This is a genomic window from Mycolicibacterium sarraceniae (genome assembly GCF_010731875.1).
GTDB classification, from domain to species: Bacteria; Actinomycetota; Actinomycetes; order Mycobacteriales; family Mycobacteriaceae; genus Mycobacterium; species Mycobacterium sarraceniae.
This window is the reverse complement of record NZ_AP022595.1, coordinates 4625380-4641514: the sequence shown is the minus strand read 5'-3', so window position 1 is coordinate 4641514 and position 16135 is coordinate 4625380. Positions and strand designations below refer to the sequence as shown.

9 protein-coding genes are annotated in these 16135 nt (G+C 66.2%); all 9 read left to right on the top strand.

What is annotated here, in order from left to right; genetic code table 11:
- Nucleotides 1-122 precede the first annotated feature (122 nt).
- Nucleotides 123-1553 (top strand): wax ester/triacylglycerol synthase family O-acyltransferase, encoded by a 1431-nt coding sequence (locus G6N13_RS23115; RefSeq protein WP_235678118.1) that lies wholly within the window; start codon nt 123-125, stop codon nt 1551-1553.
- A complete protein-coding gene (locus G6N13_RS23110; RefSeq protein WP_170310464.1) occupies nt 1553-3139 on the top strand; it encodes an HAD-IB family hydrolase/lysophospholipid acyltransferase family protein in 1587 nt (528 codons plus the stop codon). Before G6N13_RS23115 ends, G6N13_RS23110 begins: the two co-directional genes overlap by 1 nt.
- Complete coding sequence (locus G6N13_RS23105; RefSeq protein WP_163701017.1) at nt 3136-5472, top strand: glycerol-3-phosphate 1-O-acyltransferase; 2337 nt, start codon at nt 3136-3138, stop codon at nt 5470-5472. Before G6N13_RS23110 ends, G6N13_RS23105 begins: the two co-directional genes overlap by 4 nt.
- 15 nt (nt 5473-5487) lie before the next feature.
- A complete protein-coding gene (locus G6N13_RS23100) occupies nt 5488-7485 on the top strand; it encodes a bifunctional copper resistance protein CopD/cytochrome c oxidase assembly protein (RefSeq protein ID WP_163701014.1) in 1998 nt (665 codons plus the stop codon).
- Nucleotides 7486-7852: 367 nt separating this feature from the next.
- A complete protein-coding gene (locus G6N13_RS23095) occupies nt 7853-8305 on the top strand; it encodes a single-stranded DNA-binding protein (protein ID WP_163701011.1) in 453 nt (150 codons plus the stop codon).
- A 113-nt stretch (nt 8306-8418) separates the two neighbouring features.
- Nucleotides 8419-10092 carry an energy-dependent translational throttle protein EttA gene (gene ettA / locus G6N13_RS23090; RefSeq protein WP_163701008.1) on the top strand — a complete coding sequence of 558 codons (1674 nt, stop codon included), beginning with the start codon at nt 8419-8421 and terminating at the stop codon, nt 10090-10092.
- Between the two features lie 51 nt (nt 10093-10143).
- Nucleotides 10144-14925: an NAD-glutamate dehydrogenase gene (locus tag G6N13_RS23085; protein WP_163701005.1), complete on the top strand. Its 4782-nt coding sequence runs from the start codon at nt 10144-10146 to the stop codon at nt 14923-14925.
- The gene (locus tag G6N13_RS23080) at nt 14918-15331 is read left to right on the top strand and encodes an acyl-CoA thioesterase (protein ID WP_163701001.1); all 414 of its coding nucleotides are present in this window, start codon (nt 14918-14920) and stop codon (nt 15329-15331) included. Before G6N13_RS23085 ends, G6N13_RS23080 begins: the two co-directional genes overlap by 8 nt.
- Nucleotides 15328-15978: a DUF8185 domain-containing protein gene (locus tag G6N13_RS23075; protein WP_163700998.1), complete on the top strand. Its 651-nt coding sequence runs from the start codon at nt 15328-15330 to the stop codon at nt 15976-15978. The genes G6N13_RS23080 and G6N13_RS23075 overlap by 4 nt, the downstream gene beginning before the upstream one ends.
- Nucleotides 15979-16135: the final 157 nt, after the last annotated feature.

The window sequence follows — 16135 nt, the reverse complement described above, 5'->3', positions numbered from 1 at the left end:
GCTTTGCCGGCTCGGTCCGTTGGTGCCGGCCGAGCCGTCTCACAATCGAGACCCGTCATCCCTGCCCGCCGACTAGCGTGGTCGGGGTGAGCGGACCTGTCGACGAACTCGGTGCCCTGGATATGCTGCTGCATCGCGGGGAGGCCAATCCGCGGACGCGCTCGGGCATCATGGCCCTCGAGATCCTCGATCGCACACCGGACTGGAACCGGTTCCGGACGGGTTTTGAGAATGCTTCGCGCAAAGTGCTGCGCCTGCGCCAACGGGTCGTCGTACCGACCCTGCCGACCGCGGCGCCGCGGTGGGTGGTGGACCCCGACTTCAACCTCGACTTCCACGTCCGACGCGTGCGGGTACCGGAGCCCGGCACCCTGCGCGAGGTCCTCGATCTGGCCGAGGTGAGCCTGCAGTCGCCGCTCGATATCTCGCGACCGCTGTGGACCGTCACCCTCGTCGAAGGTCTTGAGGGCGGGAAAGCCGCCACCCTGCTGCACCTGAGCCACGCGGTGACCGACGGTGTCGGCGCGACCGCGATGTTCGCCGAGATCTACGACCTCGAACGTGAACCGGCCCCCAGGCCCGCGCCACCGATGCCGGTGCCGCAGGACCTGACGCCCAACGACCTGATGCGCGAAGGGTTCAACCAGCTGCCCGGTGCGATCGTCAGTGGGTTGTTCGGCGCTGTCTCGGGCGGGTTGTCGGTGATCGGACGAGCCGTGCGCAGCCCGGGCACCGCGGTGTGGGACGTCGTCGACTATGCCCGTTCGGGGCGCCGCGTCGTGAGCCGCGCCGCCGAACCGTCCCCGCTGCTGCGGCGTCGCAGCCTGTCGTCGCGCAGTGTGGCCATCGAGATGCGTCTGAGCGATCTGCGCGCCGCCGCTCACGCTGCGGGCGGCTCGATCAACGACGCCTACCTGGCCGGGTTATGCGGGGCGCTGCGGCGCTACCACGAGGCGCTCGGCGTCCCGATCAACAGCCTGCCGATGGCGGTGCCGGTGAGCCTGCGCGCTGAGGCCGACCCGGCCGGCGGCAACCGGTTCGCCGGGGTCAACCTTGCCGCGCCGATCGCCGTCGCCGACCCGGCCGTGCGCATCCAGAAGATCCGCAAACAGATGACCTCACGGCGGGAGGAAGCTGCCATCGATCTGATGGGGGCCATCGCGCCGGTGGTCGGGCTGCTGCCCGATGCTGTTCTCGAGGCGATGACCGGATCGGTCATCATCTCCGATGTGCAGGCCAGCAATGTGCCCGTCTATGCCGGAGATACCTACATCGCCGGGGCGAAGGTGTTGCGGCAGTTCGGAATCGGCCCGCTACCCGGCGTGGCGATGATGGTCGTGCTGGTGTCTCGCGGCGGCTTCGCGACGGTGACCGCTCGCTACGACCGGGCGTCGATCACCGACGAGGACCTGTTCGCGCGGTGTCTGCGTGCGGGTTTCGACGAAGTGCTGGCGCTGGCCGGTGATCCGCCGCCGCGCGTGGTGCCCTCGTCATTCCCCGACCAGGTCGACAACTCCGCCCAACCTTCCACGAACGGATCGGTGTCCTTCTGATGAGTGACAAGGAGATGCGGTTGCCCGGATCGGTCGCCGAGGTGATGGCCAGCCCAGCAGGGCCGCAGATCGGCGCATTCTTCGATCTGGACGGCACGCTGGTGGCCGGCTTCACCGCCGTCATCCTCACCCAAGAGCGTCTCCGCAGCCGCGATATAGGCATCGGTGAGCTGATCACGATGATCGCCGCCGGTCTCAACCATCAGCTCGGCCGACTCGAGTTCGAAGCGCTGATCACCAAGGCGTCACAAGCGTTGCGCGGGCGGCAGTTGAGCGATCTGCACGAGATCGGCGAGCGGCTGTTCGTGCAGAAGATCGAGAAGCGGATCTACCCCGAGATGCGTGAGCTGGTGCATGCGCACATAGAACGTGGGCACACCGTGGTGCTCAGCTCATCGGCCTTGACTCTTCAGGTCGAACCGGTAGCGAGGTTCTTGGGGATCGAGAACACCCTGACTAACCGGTTCGAGGTGGACGAGCACGACGTGCTGACCGGCGAGGTCGTCCGGCCGATCCTGTGGGGCCCGGGCAAGGCGAACGCCGTGCAGAAGTTCGCCGCCGACAACGACATTGACCTCAAAAAATCCTACTTCTACGCCGACGGCGACGAGGACGTTGCGCTGATGTATCTGGTCGGCAACCCGCGGCCCACCAACCCCGAAGGCAAGATGGCCACGGTGGCCCGCCGTCGCGGCTGGCCCATTCTGCAGTTCCACAGCCGCGGCGGCGGTGGCGTGATGGGTCAGGTTCGCACTCTGCTCGGGGTCGGTGCGTTAGTACCTGCGGCAACCGGTGCGATCTGGTGGGGCGCGTTGACCCGCAGCCGTCGGCGTGGCCTGAACTTCTTCACTACCGCGTTCCCGAACCTGCTACTGCTCGCAAATGGCGTGCGGGTCAACGTTCTTGGCCGCGAAAACCTCACCAAGCAGCGGCCGGCAGTGTTCATCTTCAACCACCGCAATAACGCCGACCCCGTCATCACGGCGTCGCTCCTGCGGGACAACTGGACCGGCGTCGGCAAGAAGGAATTGCAGAGCGACCCGGTCGTCGGCACGCTGGGCAAGCTCGTCGACACCGTGTTCATCGACCGCGACGACCCCAAGGCCGCTGTCGAAACCATGCACCAGGTCGAGGAAATGGTCGCCAAGGGGTTGTCGATCATGATCGCACCCGAAGGCACCCGCCTGGACACCCGGACCGTCGGTCCGTTCAAGAAGGGGCCGTTCCGGCTGGCGATGGCCGCCGGTGTTCCGCTGGTTCCGATCGTGATCCGCAACGCGGAGGTGATCGCCTCCCGGGATTCTTCTACCATGAATCCTGGCGAAGTGGATGTCGTTGTCTACCCGCCACTTTCGGTGGAAGACTGGACGCTAGAGAATCTTTCGGAACGCATCGACGAGGTTCGCCAGCTGTATTTGGACACGCTCAAGGACTGGCCGGAGGATGAGCTGCCGGTCCCGGCGATCTACCAGGTGCCCGCGAAGAAGGCAGCGAGGAAGGCGCCCGCGAAGAAAGCGGTAGCCAAGAAGACGCCGGCCAAGAAAGCTCCCGCCGCCCCGACGCCGAACACCAAGGGCCGAAAATGACCCATACCGACCACCTGGCCGACTTCAGCACCACCGACGATGCGCTGGTGCTGGCATCGGTGTCCTCCAAGGCGGAATTCGAGCTGCTGAACGACTGGCTGCACGCCCAGCGTCGCGCGCATCCAGACACCAAGGTCGAGGTGCTGCAACTGCCCGCCGGTGACCCACCGCCCGGCGTGGTGGCCTCGCTCGTCGAGGAGCTCTCCGGCGGGGCGGATCGGCTGGTGGTCCCGGTGCGGGTGTTCTGGGTTCCCGGTGGACTGCCCACCCGGGTGAAGATCGTTGGCCTGATCTCCGGGCGCGACACCTACCGGCCACCGCAAGTCCTGCAGCGCAACATCCTTCGCAAGGACCCCTCCCGTGCCCGGATCGTCGCCGGTGAACCGGCGAAGGTGTCCGAACTGCGTCAGCTGTGGCAGGAGAACACTGTTGGCGAGAGTCCGCGTGATTTCGCGCGCTTCGTGCTGCGCCGCGCCGCATTGGCGGTCGAGCGGATGGAACTGCGGCTGCTCGGACCGGAATACAAGTCGCCGCGGCTGATCACCGACGAGCTGATGGAGTCCTCCCGCTTCATGGAGGGCCTAGAGCAGATCCCCGGGTCCACGCCGGCCAAAGCCGAGGAGATGCTCAACGAACTGGCCACCGGGTGGAGCAGATTCTCCGTCGATCTGATCCCGAATCTCGGGCGCGCCATCTTCAGTCGCGGATTCGATCCCCGAATTGACTACGACACGATGGAAATTGAGTTCATGCGCCGGGGCCTCGAAGACCATCCGGCGGTCCTGCTGTGGTCACACCGCTCCTACCTCGACGGCGTCATCGTCCCGGTGGCCATGCAGGAGAACAAGTTACCGCCGGCGCACACGTTCGCCGGTATCAACCTGTCCTTCGGGTTCATGGGACCTCTGATGCGCCGCTCGGGTGTCATCTTCCTGCGCCGCAAACTCGACGATCCGCTCTACAAGTACGTGCTGCGCCAGTTCGTCGGTTTTATCGTGCAGAAGCGTTTCAACCTCAGTTGGTCGATAGAAGGAACTCGTTCTCGAACCGGAAAGATGCTGCCGCCCAAACTCGGTCTGCTCGCCTACGTCGCCGACGCGTATCTGGACGGCCGCAGCGAGGACATCTTGCTGCAGCCGGTGTCGATCAGCTTTGACCAGCTGCACGAAACCACCGAGTACGCCAACTACGCCCGCGGCGGGGAGAAGACTCCGGAGAGCGCGGAGTGGTTGTTCAATTTCATCAAGGCGCAGGGTGAGCGCAACTACGGCAAGATCTACGTCCGCTTCCCCGAAGCGGTGTCGATGCGGCAATACCTCGGCGAGCCAGGTGGTGCGATCGCCTCCGATGCGGATGCCAAACGTCTGGCCCTGCAGAAAATGGCCTTCGAAGTGGCGTGGCGGATCCTGCGCGTGACACCGATCAACGCGACTGCGTTGTTATCGGCCTTGCTGCTGACCACCCGCGGCCGCGCGCTGACGCTGAGCCAGCTGCATCACACCCTGCAGGATTCGTTGGATTACCTTGAGCGCAAGCAGAATCCGGTAACCAACAGCACACTGCGGCTGCGCACCCCCGAAGGGGTGCGTGCTGCTGTCGACGCCTTGTCGAATGGTCATCCGGTGACCCGGGTGGACGGCGGCCACGAGCCGGTGTGGCGGATCGCACCAGAGCACGAACATGAGGCGGCCTTCTACCGCAACACGCTGATTCACGCGTTTCTGGAAACCGCGATCGCCGAACTGGCACTGGCCCATGCCGGGCGGGCGCCCGACGGCGACCGGGTGGCGGTGTTCTGGGATCAGGCGATGAAGCTGCGCGATCTGCTGAAATTCGACTTCTATTTCGCCGATTCCGCCGCTTTCCGCGAGCATCTCGCCGAAGAGATGTCCTGGCAAGAGGATTGGGAGATCCACGTGGCCGCCGGTGGTGACGCGGTGGACAACCTGTTGCGCCGCAAGCAGCCACTGATGTCCCACGCCATGCTGCGGCCGTTCATCGAGGCTTACGAGATCGTCGCCGACGTGCTCTGTGACGCGCCGACCGATATCGAGGAGAAGGAACTGACCAAGCTGGCACTGGGTGTGGGCGCTCAGTACGCCGCCCAGGGGCGCATCCGCAGCAACGAGTCGGTGTCGGCGCTACTGTTCGCGACTGCACGCCAGGTGGCCGCCGATCAGCATCTGCTGGAAGCCGTACCCGATCTGAAGCAGCGCCGGCGAGACTTCCTGCACGAGCTCCGCGGCGTCCTGGCCGATATGGACCGCATCAGCGGGCTCTCCAGCGCGCAGTTCTATATCCGCGAGCTGAAACTACGCGAGCGAGACGCGTAAACCTACGCTGAACGCATGACCGCCTCCGCCGACCGCCGTGCCGCGGTATGGCCGGTGCTGTGGATGGTGGCGCTGCTCGCTGGAATCACCGCTGCCGGTATCGGGGCGCTGTCGCTGGCCGACGCCCTGACGGCAACCGGGTTGCCCGATCCCGGCCAGGTCACCACGCTGGGGCTGCCGTTCGTGCGGGCCGGCGGTGAGATCGCGGCGGTGCTGGCTGTCGGCTCGTTCATGTTCGCGACGTTCTTCGTGCCACCGCAGGACAGCGGGGTGCTCGACGTCGCTGGTTACCGCGCACTGAAGATGGGTGTCGCCGCATCCGGAACCTGGGCCGTCTGCGCTGCCCTGCTGGTGCCGCTGACCGTCTCCGATGTCTCCGGTCAGCCGCTGCGTGACCACCTCAACCCGGTCCAGCTGTGGTCGGTGACGGGCCTGGTCGACACCGCCGATGCGTGGCGCTGGACGGCGTTTCTGGCGTTGGTGGTGGCGGCCGCGGGCCGGGCGGTGCTGCGGTGGTCCTGGACGCCGTTCCTCGTGGCCGGTTCGCTGATCACGCTCATTCCGCTGGCCCTGACCGGACACTCGTCGGCCGGTGGCGCGCACGATCTGGCCACCAACAGCCTGTTGATCCACCTGCTCACGGGTGCGCTGTGGGCGGGTGGGCTGCTGGCCCTGCTGGCGCACGCGATCCGCGGCGGCGGGCACGCCGGGCTGGCGGCGCGACGGTTCTCGGCGGTGGCGTTCTGGTGCTTCATCGCGATGGCGCTCTCCGGCGTCATCAACGCGCTTGTGCGGCTGCGGGTGTCCGACCTGTTCGCCAGCGAGTACGGCTGGCTGGTGGTGGCCAAGATCGTCGCACTGTGTTCTCTCGGCGTCATCGGCTGGCGGCAACGACGCGGGCCGGTGGCCGCATTGCAGGCCGACCCGCAGGCGCGCGATGTACTGATCCGGCTCGCGTTCGTCGAGGCGCTGGTCTTCGGTCTCACGTTTGGCATCGCCGTCGGCTTGGGCCGCACCCCGCCAGCCGCGCCGCTGGACGCCAACCCGTCACCGGCGGAAGTGGCGATCGGCTACGACTTCGCCGGACCGCCGACCGTTGCGCGGATCCTGCTGGACTGGCGTTTCGATCTGGTCTTCGGCACAGCCGCCCTCGTCCTCGCCGCGGTCTATGTGGCCGCGGTGATCCGACTACGTCGCCGCGGCGACGCCTGGCCAGCGGGCCGGACCCTCGCCTGGCTGCTGGGCTGCGCAGTGCTGCTGTTCACCACGTCGTCCGGTCTGGGCCGGTATATGCCGGCGATGTTCAGCATGCACATGGCCGCGCACATGCTGTTGTCGATGTTGGTACCGGTCCTGCTGGTGCTGGGCGCCCCGGCCACCCTGGCGCTGCGGGCATTGCCGACGGCGGGCAAGGGCAAGCCGCCCGGGCCCCGGGAGTGGCTGCTCGACGTGCTGCACAGCAGGTGGTCGCGGTTCTTCACCCACCCCGTGGTGGCCACCATCGTGTTCGTCGCCGGGTTCTACGGCCTGTACTTCGGCGGCATCTTCGACGCCGCGGTGAGCAATCACGGCGCGCACCTGCTGATGAACCTGCACTTTCTGATGAGCGGCTACCTGTTCTATTGGGTCGTGATCGGCGTCGACCCCACCCCACGGCCGTTGCCGCCGGTCGCCAAGATCGCGATGGTGTTCGCCTCACTGCCGCTGCACGCGTTCTTCGGCGTGGTGATGATGGGGCAGCAGCGGGTGCTGGGGGAGAGCTTCTACCGGTCGCTGCGGCTGGGCTGGCACACCAACCTGCTGGACGACCAGCATCTGGGCGGTGGAATCGCTTGGGCAGCAGGCGAAATCCCGCTCGTGCTGGTGATGATCGCGCTGCTGATCCAGTGGAGCCGCAGCGACCGGCGCACCGCCAAACGGCTTGATCGCGCAGCCGACCGCGACGACGATGCCGACCTGGCCGCCTACAACAGGATGCTGGCTGAGATGGCGCGCCGCGAGAACAACCGCTGACGTCGAAATTTAGAGCGGGTTGCCGTGCTTGGTGGTACGCCTCGGGAAGATCGCCAATGCGTTCAGTGAGGTCTTCGAGTGGCCACCCCGACCATCGGCTGGCGGGGACCTCGTTGGCTAACCGCGCTGATGCGAGTGCATGCTGCCCAGCCAGGGACTGCGAGGCTTCGTGGCAAACCTCAAGGTGTCCCATCGGCCAAGCCTAGAACCGGTCATCGGAGCTGACCCGTCACCCGTGCTGGTGCCTATCCACACATCAGGCTTCATCCACAACCTTCTTCGATCGGGAGCCGTCCCGTGACGCGCCTGTCGGTGAGTTGCGGCCCACTGAGGGGGCACGACATCACTCACCGAAAGGACCTCAGTCATGTTCGAAACCCCTCTCACCGTCATCGGCCGAGTCGTCACCGACCCGCGCCGCCGTGTGGTCGGCGACCAGGAGCTGATCAGCTTCCGGGTGGCGAGCAATTCGCGCCGCCGCACCGGTGACGGCACCTGGGAGCCCGGCAACTCGCTGTTCATCACCGTCAACTGCTGGGGCAAGCTGGTCACCGGCGTCGGCGCTGGCCTCTACAAGGGCGCCCCGGTGATCGTCGTCGGCGACGTTTTCACCAGCGAGTACGACGACAAAGAGGGCATCCGGCGCTCGTCGCTGGAGATGCGGGCCACCGCCGTCGGCCCCGACCTCTCGCGTGCCATCGTGCGCTACGAACAACCGCAGGCCAGGGCGGCTGAACCCGTCGTCGACGAGCCTGACGCCGACGATGCCCTGGAGACAGACGCTGCCGAGAAGGGGACGGGCCTGCCGCTGTCTGCGTAGACGAGGCCCGGTGGCCGCGCTGGCCTGGCCAGCGCGGCCGCAAGGCGTCCACCGCGCGCGCCTAGGATGGTCGGCGAGCATTTCACGACCAGACGGAAGGCAACACCGCGGCAATGGCGGAATACATCTACACCATGCGGAAGGTCCGCAAGGCACACGGCGACAAGGTCATCCTCGACGACGTCACGCTGGCCTTCCTGCCCGGAGCCAAGATCGGCGTCGTCGGCCCCAACGGTGCCGGCAAGTCGAGCGTCCTGCGGATCATGGCCGGGCTTGACCAGGCCAACAACGGTGACGCCCTGCTGGCGCCCGGCGCCTCCGTCGGCATCCTCATGCAGGAGCCGCAGCTGGACGAGACAAAGACGGTCCGCGAAAACGTCGAGGACGGCGTCGCGATCAAGGCGAAGCTCAACAGGTACAACGAGGTGGCCGAGCTGATGGCCACCGATTACACCGACGAGCTCATGGACGAGATGGGCAAGCTCCAGGAAGAACTGGACGCCGCCGACGCTTGGGACATCGACTCCCAGCTGGAACAGGCGATGGACGCGCTGCGCTGTCCGCCGCCCGACGAGCCGGTGACCCACCTCTCCGGAGGTGAGAAGCGTCGCGTCGCGCTGTGCAAGCTGCTGCTGTCCAAGCCCGACCTGCTGCTGCTCGACGAGCCGACCAACCACCTGGATGCCGAGAGCGTGCAGTGGCTCGAACAGCACCTCGCCGAGTACAAGGGCGCCATCCTGGCGGTGACCCACGATCGCTACTTCCTGGACAACGTCGCGGAGTGGATCCTGGAGCTCGACCGCGGCCGCGCCTACCCGTACGAGGGCAACTACTCGACGTACCTGGAGAAGAAGGCCGAGCGCCTTGAGGTGCAGGGCAAGAAAGATCAGAAACTCCAGCGGCGCCTCAAGGACGAACTCGCCTGGGTCCGCTCCGGCGCCAAGGCCCGGCAGGCCAAGAACAAGGCCCGCCTCGGCCGCTATGAGGAGATGGTCGCCGAAGCGGAGAAGACTCGGAAGCTCGACTTCGAGGAGATCCAGATCCCGGCTCCGCCGCGGCTGGGCAATGTCGTTGTCGAGGTCGAACACCTCGACAAGGGCTTCGACGGTCGCATCCTAATCAAGGACCTGTCGTTCACCTTGCCCCGCAACGGCATCGTCGGCGTGATCGGCCCCAACGGTGTCGGTAAGACGACGCTGTTCAAGACAATCGTCGGGCTCGAGGAGGCCGATAGCGGCAGCGTGCGAGTCGGCGACACCGTGAAGCTCAGCTACGTCGACCAGAGCCGCGCCGGTATCGATCCGAAAAAGAATGTGTGGCAAGTCGTTTCGGATGGGCTTGACTACATCGAGGTCGGCCAGAACGAGATCCCGTCGCGGGCGTATGTGTCCGCGTTCGGGTTCAAGGGACCCGACCAGCAGAAGCCGGCCGGGGTGCTCTCCGGTGGTGAACGCAACCGGCTCAACTTGGCGCTGACCCTTAAAGAGGGCGGCAATCTGATCCTGCTCGACGAGCCCACCAACGACCTCGACGTCGAGACGCTGTCCTCGTTGGAGAACGCCTTGGAGAACTTCCCGGGTTGCGCCGTGGTGATCAGCCACGATCGCTGGTTCCTCGACCGCACGTGCACGCACATCCTGGCGTGGGAGGGCGACGACGATAACGAGGCCAAGTGGTTCTGGTTTGAAGGAAACTTCGGCGCCTACGAGGAAAACAAGCTGGAGCGACTGGGAGCCGACGCGGCCCGCCCGCACCGGGTCACCCACCGCAGGCTCACACGCGACTAATCTGGCGCTGCGGACCAGCGCCGGTTCGCAGGCTGATCAGGAGCGGCAGGTATGACGGTTGATCCCAGAACTACCGAGTCGATAGGTGGGGCCTACCTCGCCACGTATCGCGGTCCGCACGGCGGGGCTCCTGACCCGGACGCCACCGATACCGGTACGCCCGTGACCGCGGCCGCCGACCGGCTGGTTCCGCCGGGCCTGATCGCCGCACAGGAGCGCCTGGCGCGTAGCCGCGTGGTCGGGGAGACCCTCGTCGCGATCTACCCCAGCGACGATCCCGCGGGCTTCGGGCCCGCCCTGCAGATCGTCACCGACCAGGCGACCATGCTGCTGGACTCGGTCACGGTGCTGCTGCACCGCTTGGGCGTCGCCTACGTCGCTCTGATGAACCCGGTGTTCCGGGTGCGGCGCAGCGCAGGCGGCGAGCTGCTCGACGTCCGGCCGTTGGCCGACGATGCGGCCGGCTCGGATTCGCAGGGCTTCGAAGAGTCCTGGATTCACGTTCAGCTCTCGCCCTCGGTGGATCGCAAGGCGCTGGCTGACGCCGAGCGGATGCTGCCGATGGTGGTGACCGATGCGCGGCAGGTGGCACTGGACTCGGTGGCGCTCAGTGCTGCGCTGCACGACCTGGCCCGCGACCTCGACAACGACTCGGGAACCCGCTTCACCGGCCCCGACCGCGAGGACGTCGCCGACCTGCTCCGGTGGCTGTTGATGGGCAACTTCGTGCTACTGGGCTGCCAGGACTGCACCGTCGGCAACGGGACATCCACGGTCGTGGAGTCCACCCGGCTGGGGGTGGCGCGGCTGCGCACCGAGGTGCTGCCCGAGCTCACGCATCCGGGCGACTTGTTGGTGCTCGCTCAAGCCACGATGCCCAGCTTCCTGCGTTACGGCTCGTACCCGTACATCGTGGTGATCAGGGAGCGCCGCGCCGACGGGTCCGATCTGGAACACCGGTTCGTCGGGCTGTTCACGGCGACGGCGATGAGCGCCAATGTGCTTGACATCCCGCTGATCTCGCGGCGGGTTCGCGAGGTGTTGACGCTATCGCAGAACGACCCCAGCCACCCCGGTCAGCTGATGCTCGACATCGTTCAGACCATTCCGCGCCCAGAGCTGTTCGCCCTAACCGCCCAACAGCTGCTCGAGATGGCGACCACAGTCGTCGACCTAGGCTCGCGCCGCCGTGCGCTGTTGTTCCTGCGCGCCGCCCAACTCGGTCACTTCGTGTCCTGCCTGGTGTACCTACCCCGGGACCGATACACCACCGCGGTCCGGCTGGGTATGCAGGACATCCTGGTCCGCGAGTTCGGCGGGCTGAGCATCGACTACACCGCGCGGGTCAGTGAATCGCCCTGGGCGGTTGTACATTTCACCGTCAGGCTGCCCGACGGCTCCAGCCGCGAGTCGATCGATGACAGTGAAGCCAACCGCGCCCGCGTCCAGGGTCTGCTCACCGAGGCGTTGCGGACCTGGGGCGACCGGCTGATCGGATCGGCACGCGCCGGCCAGATCGACCTGGCGATCGCCGAGCACTATGCCGACGCGCTGCCCGAGGAGTTCAAACAGGCCGTCACCTCCACCGAGGCGATCACCGATATCGGCATTATCGAAGCGCTGCAAGCGGATTCGGTCAAGTTGCAGTTCGAGGCCGGCGACGAAGCCAACGAGGCCTTCCTCACCTGGTACCTCGGCGGGTCCACGGCTTCGCTGAGTTACCTGCTGCCGATGCTGCAGTGCATGGGTGTGCTGGTGCTCGAGGAGCGCCCGTTCACCGTCGTGCGCCCGGACGGGCTGAAGGTGTGGATCTACCAGTTCAAGATCCGCCCGGACGCGTCGATGCCCGACGCCGCCACCCAGGAGGAGTGGGACGCCACCGCCCAGCGGTTCGCCGACGCGGTCACCGCCATCTGGCAGGGCCGCGCCGAGATCGACCGTTTCAACGAACTGGTGCTGCGGGCCGGGCTGACCTGGCACCAGGTCGCGGTGCTGCGCGCCTACGCAAAGTACCTGCGGCAGGCGGGTTTTCCCTACAGCCAATCGCATATCGAGTCGGTGCTGAACGGAAATCCCGGGACCGCACGTTCACTGGTTGCCCTCTTCGAGGCGATGTTCGATCCGTACTCGGCCGACAAGGGTCTGGATGCCCTCGCCGCGGCGGACGCCGTGGCCGTCGATATCGACGCGCTGGTGAGCCTGGACACCGACCGGGTGCTGCGCGCCTTTGCCACGATGATCCAGGCCACGCTGCGCACCAACTACTTCGTCACCAGTCCAGACTCGGCGCGCGCGCAGAACATCCTGTCGCTCAAGCTGAATCCGCAGCTCATCGACGAGTTACCGCTGCCCAGACCCAGATTCGAGATCTTCGTGTACTCGCCGCGGGTCGAGGGTGTGCACCTGCGATTCGGTCACGTCGCGCGCGGCGGGCTGCGCTGGTCGGACCGTCGCGAGGATTTCCGCACCGAGATCCTGGGCCTGGTCAAGGCTCAAGCCGTCAAGAACGCGGTCATCGTGCCCGTCGGCGCCAAGGGTGGATTCGTCGTCAAGAAGCCCGGTGACGAGGGTGTGGCCTGTTATCGGCTGTTCATTGCCGGGCTGCTCGACGTCACCGACAATGTCGACCGGGTCACCGGCGATGTGGTTACCCCGCCCGGGGTGGTCCGCCGCGACGGTGATGACGCCTACCTCGTCGTCGCCGCCGACAAGGGCACGGCCACCTTCTCCGATATCGCCAACGACGTCGCCAACTCCTACGGCTTCTGGCTCGGCGACGCGTTTGCCTCCGGCGGCTCGGTGGGCTACGACCACAAGGCGATGGGCATCACCGCCAAGGGCGCCTGGGAGTCCGTCAAACGTCACTTCCGCGAGATGGGTGTGGACACCCAGACCGAGGACTTCACCGTGGTCGGCGTCGGCGATATGAGTGGTGACGTCTTCGGCAACGGAATGCTGCTGTCGCACCATATTCGGCTGATCGCGGCCTTCGACCACCGGCATATCTTCATCGATCCCAACCCGGTGGCCGAGCGGTCCTGGGCCGAACGTCGCCGGTTGTTCGACCTGCCGCGCTCCAGCTGGGAGGACTACGACACCGCACTGATCAGCGAGGGCGGCGGCGTGTTCAGCCGCCAGCAGAAGGCGATTGCGATCAGCCCGCAGATGCGTTCTGCGCTCGGTCTGCAGGGCGATGCCGACGAGATGACGCCGCCCGCCCTGATGAAGGCGATCATGTTAGCCCCGGTGGACCTCTGGTTCAACGGCGGTATCGGCACCTATATCAAGGCCGAATCGGAATCCGACGCCGAAGTCGGCGACCGCGCGAACGACACCATCCGGGTGAACGGAAATCAGCTGCGGGCCAAGGTGATCGGCGAGGGTGGCAATCTCGGCGTGACATCGCTGGGCCGTGTTGAGTTCGACCTGTGTGGCGGCCGGATCAACACCGACGCGATGGACAACTCCGCCGGTGTCGACTGCTCCGACCACGAGGTCAACATCAAGATCCTGGTCGACTCGCTGGTCACCGCAGGCAAGGTCAGTGTCGCCGAGCGCAGCGACCTGCTGGCCTCGATGACCGACGAGGTCTCGCGGCTGGTGCTCACCGACAATATCGACCAGAACGACCTGATGGGTACCAGCCGGGCCAACGCGGCCTCGCTGCTCAACGTGCATGCCCGCCAGATCGCCGAGCTCGAGGCGCGGCGTGGGCTCAACCGTGAGCTGGAAGCACTGCCGTCGAACAAGGAGATCCGTCGGCGTCAGGAAGCCGGAATCGGTCTGACCTCACCGGAATTGGCGACCTTGATGGCCCACGTCAAACTTGCGCTCAAAGACGAGGTGCTGGCCAGCGATCTGCCCGATCAGGAAGTGTGCGCATCGCGGCTGCCGCGGTACTTCCCCAGCCAGCTGCGCGACCACTTCGCCGCCGAGATCCGCACCCACCAGCTGCGTCGTGAGATCACCACCACGATGCTGGTCAACGATGTCGTCGACATCGGCGGTATCTCCTTTGCCTACCGGGTCGCCGAAGACACCGGCGTGGGATACGTCGATGCGGTGCGCACGTTCGTGGCCGCCGACGCGATCTTCGGTATCGGCCAGGTGTGGCAGCGCATCCTGGAGGCCTCCCGCAACAATGAGATGCCGGTCAGTGTTTCCGACCGGATGACGCTGGACCTGCGCCGCCTGCTCGACCGGGCCGCGCGCTGGCTGCTGAACTACCGCCCGCAGCCGCTGGCGGTCGGTGCCGAAATCAACCGCTTCGCAGCGAAAGTCGCCGAACTGACGCCTCGGATGCCGGACTGGTTGCGGGGCGACGACAAGGCTATCGTCACCAAGGAGGCCGGTGAGTTCGCCGCACATGGCGCTCGCCCGGACCTGGCGTACACCGTGGCAAGCGGGCTCTACCAGTACAGCCTGCTCGACGTGATCGATATCGCCGACATTATCGAACGCGAGCCCGCCGAGGTCGCCGACACCTACTTCGCATTGATGGATCACCTCGGCACCGACGGGCTGCTGACCGCGGTGTCCGGACTTGCGCGCGACGACCGCTGGCACTCGTTGGCCCGCTTGGCGATTCGCGATGACATCTATGGATCGCTGCGGGCGTTGTGTTTCGACGTGCTGGCCGTCGGCGAGCCCGACGAGACCGGCGAGCAGAAGATCACCGAGTGGGAGCACACCAACGGGTCGCGGGTCGAACGAGCCCGCCGCATATTGGCTGAGATCTATGCCGATGATGAACGGGATCTGGCCACGCTGTCGGTAGCGGCCCGCCAGATCCGCAGCATGACCAGAACGAGTGGGACAGGATCAAGTGGCTAACGGATTCACCACCGGCGTGCGGGTGCGCTGGTCGGATATCGATATGTACCAGCACATCAACCACGCCACGATGGTGACGATCCTCGAAGAGGCGCGGGTGGACTTTCTGCAGGAGCCGTTCGCCGAGGACATCGCGACCATCGGGTTGCTTATTCACGAGGTGCGGGTTCTCTACAAAGGTCAACTGCGGCTTGCTGATTCACCGCTGCAGGTGACGATGTGGACCAAGCGGCTACGCGCGGTGGACTTCACCCTCGGGTACGAGGTGCGGTCTCTGCTCGCCGATCCGGATTCGCGGCCGGCGGTGATCGCCGAGACGCAGCTGGCGGCGGTGCACATCGACGAGCAACGACTGGTTCGGCTTTCGGAGAAGCATCGAGAGTATTTGCAACGCTGGCAACGATGACACGCCCGGAGCGTGGCCTGATCATCCGCGACCCCGTTGCGCGCGGCGATCTTGCGGCGTTCGTCGAGCACGCGCTGCGTCTGGATGAGTCCGCGGTGATCCGGCTGCGGGCCCGCTCCGACGGAGCGGTGATGGCCTGGGTGGCCACCGGCTTGGACGTGCTCGCGGTGCGGGTCATCGCCGGTGCGCTGACCCCGAACGACTTATCCTGCGGGGCAGACGGATTGGCCCGTGGCCTGCGTGACATCGACGATTCGGGCCACGTCGACCCAGGGTATCCGATGGACTCCGCGTGGCGTGGCGCGCTGCCGCCGGACACCGGCTTCAGCCACCTCGACGACGTGCCGGCAGCGGTGCTCATCGATCTGGCGGGACGCGGGGCAGGATTGGCTAAGGAGCACAGCAGTGCCCACGGTCCGCCCGCCTCGCTTCTGGATCAGGATGTACTGCAGGTGAGTTCGGGCGATACCGCCGTCGGTGTGCCGATGCGCTGCGTCTTCGCCCTCACCGCAATGGGATTCGTGCCCGAATCGCCGGATGCCGACGAGATCGTGCGAGTTCGGCTGTCGCCGACCTGGCTGCGCATCGACGCCCGTTTCGGTTCGGTGTATCGACGACGCGGCGATCCCGCGCTGGTACTGCGTTAGGAGCCCGGATGGCTCAGACCCCGCACGGCACGCTGTCGTTCGGGAAGACCCCCGCGGCCCGCGTCGTTCGTTTTCGGGGCGGTCATCGTCGGCTCCGTGGTGAACGTGATCGGCTCCGGTATCTAGCCCGTCGCGATCCACGCGGCCGAATCCGGCG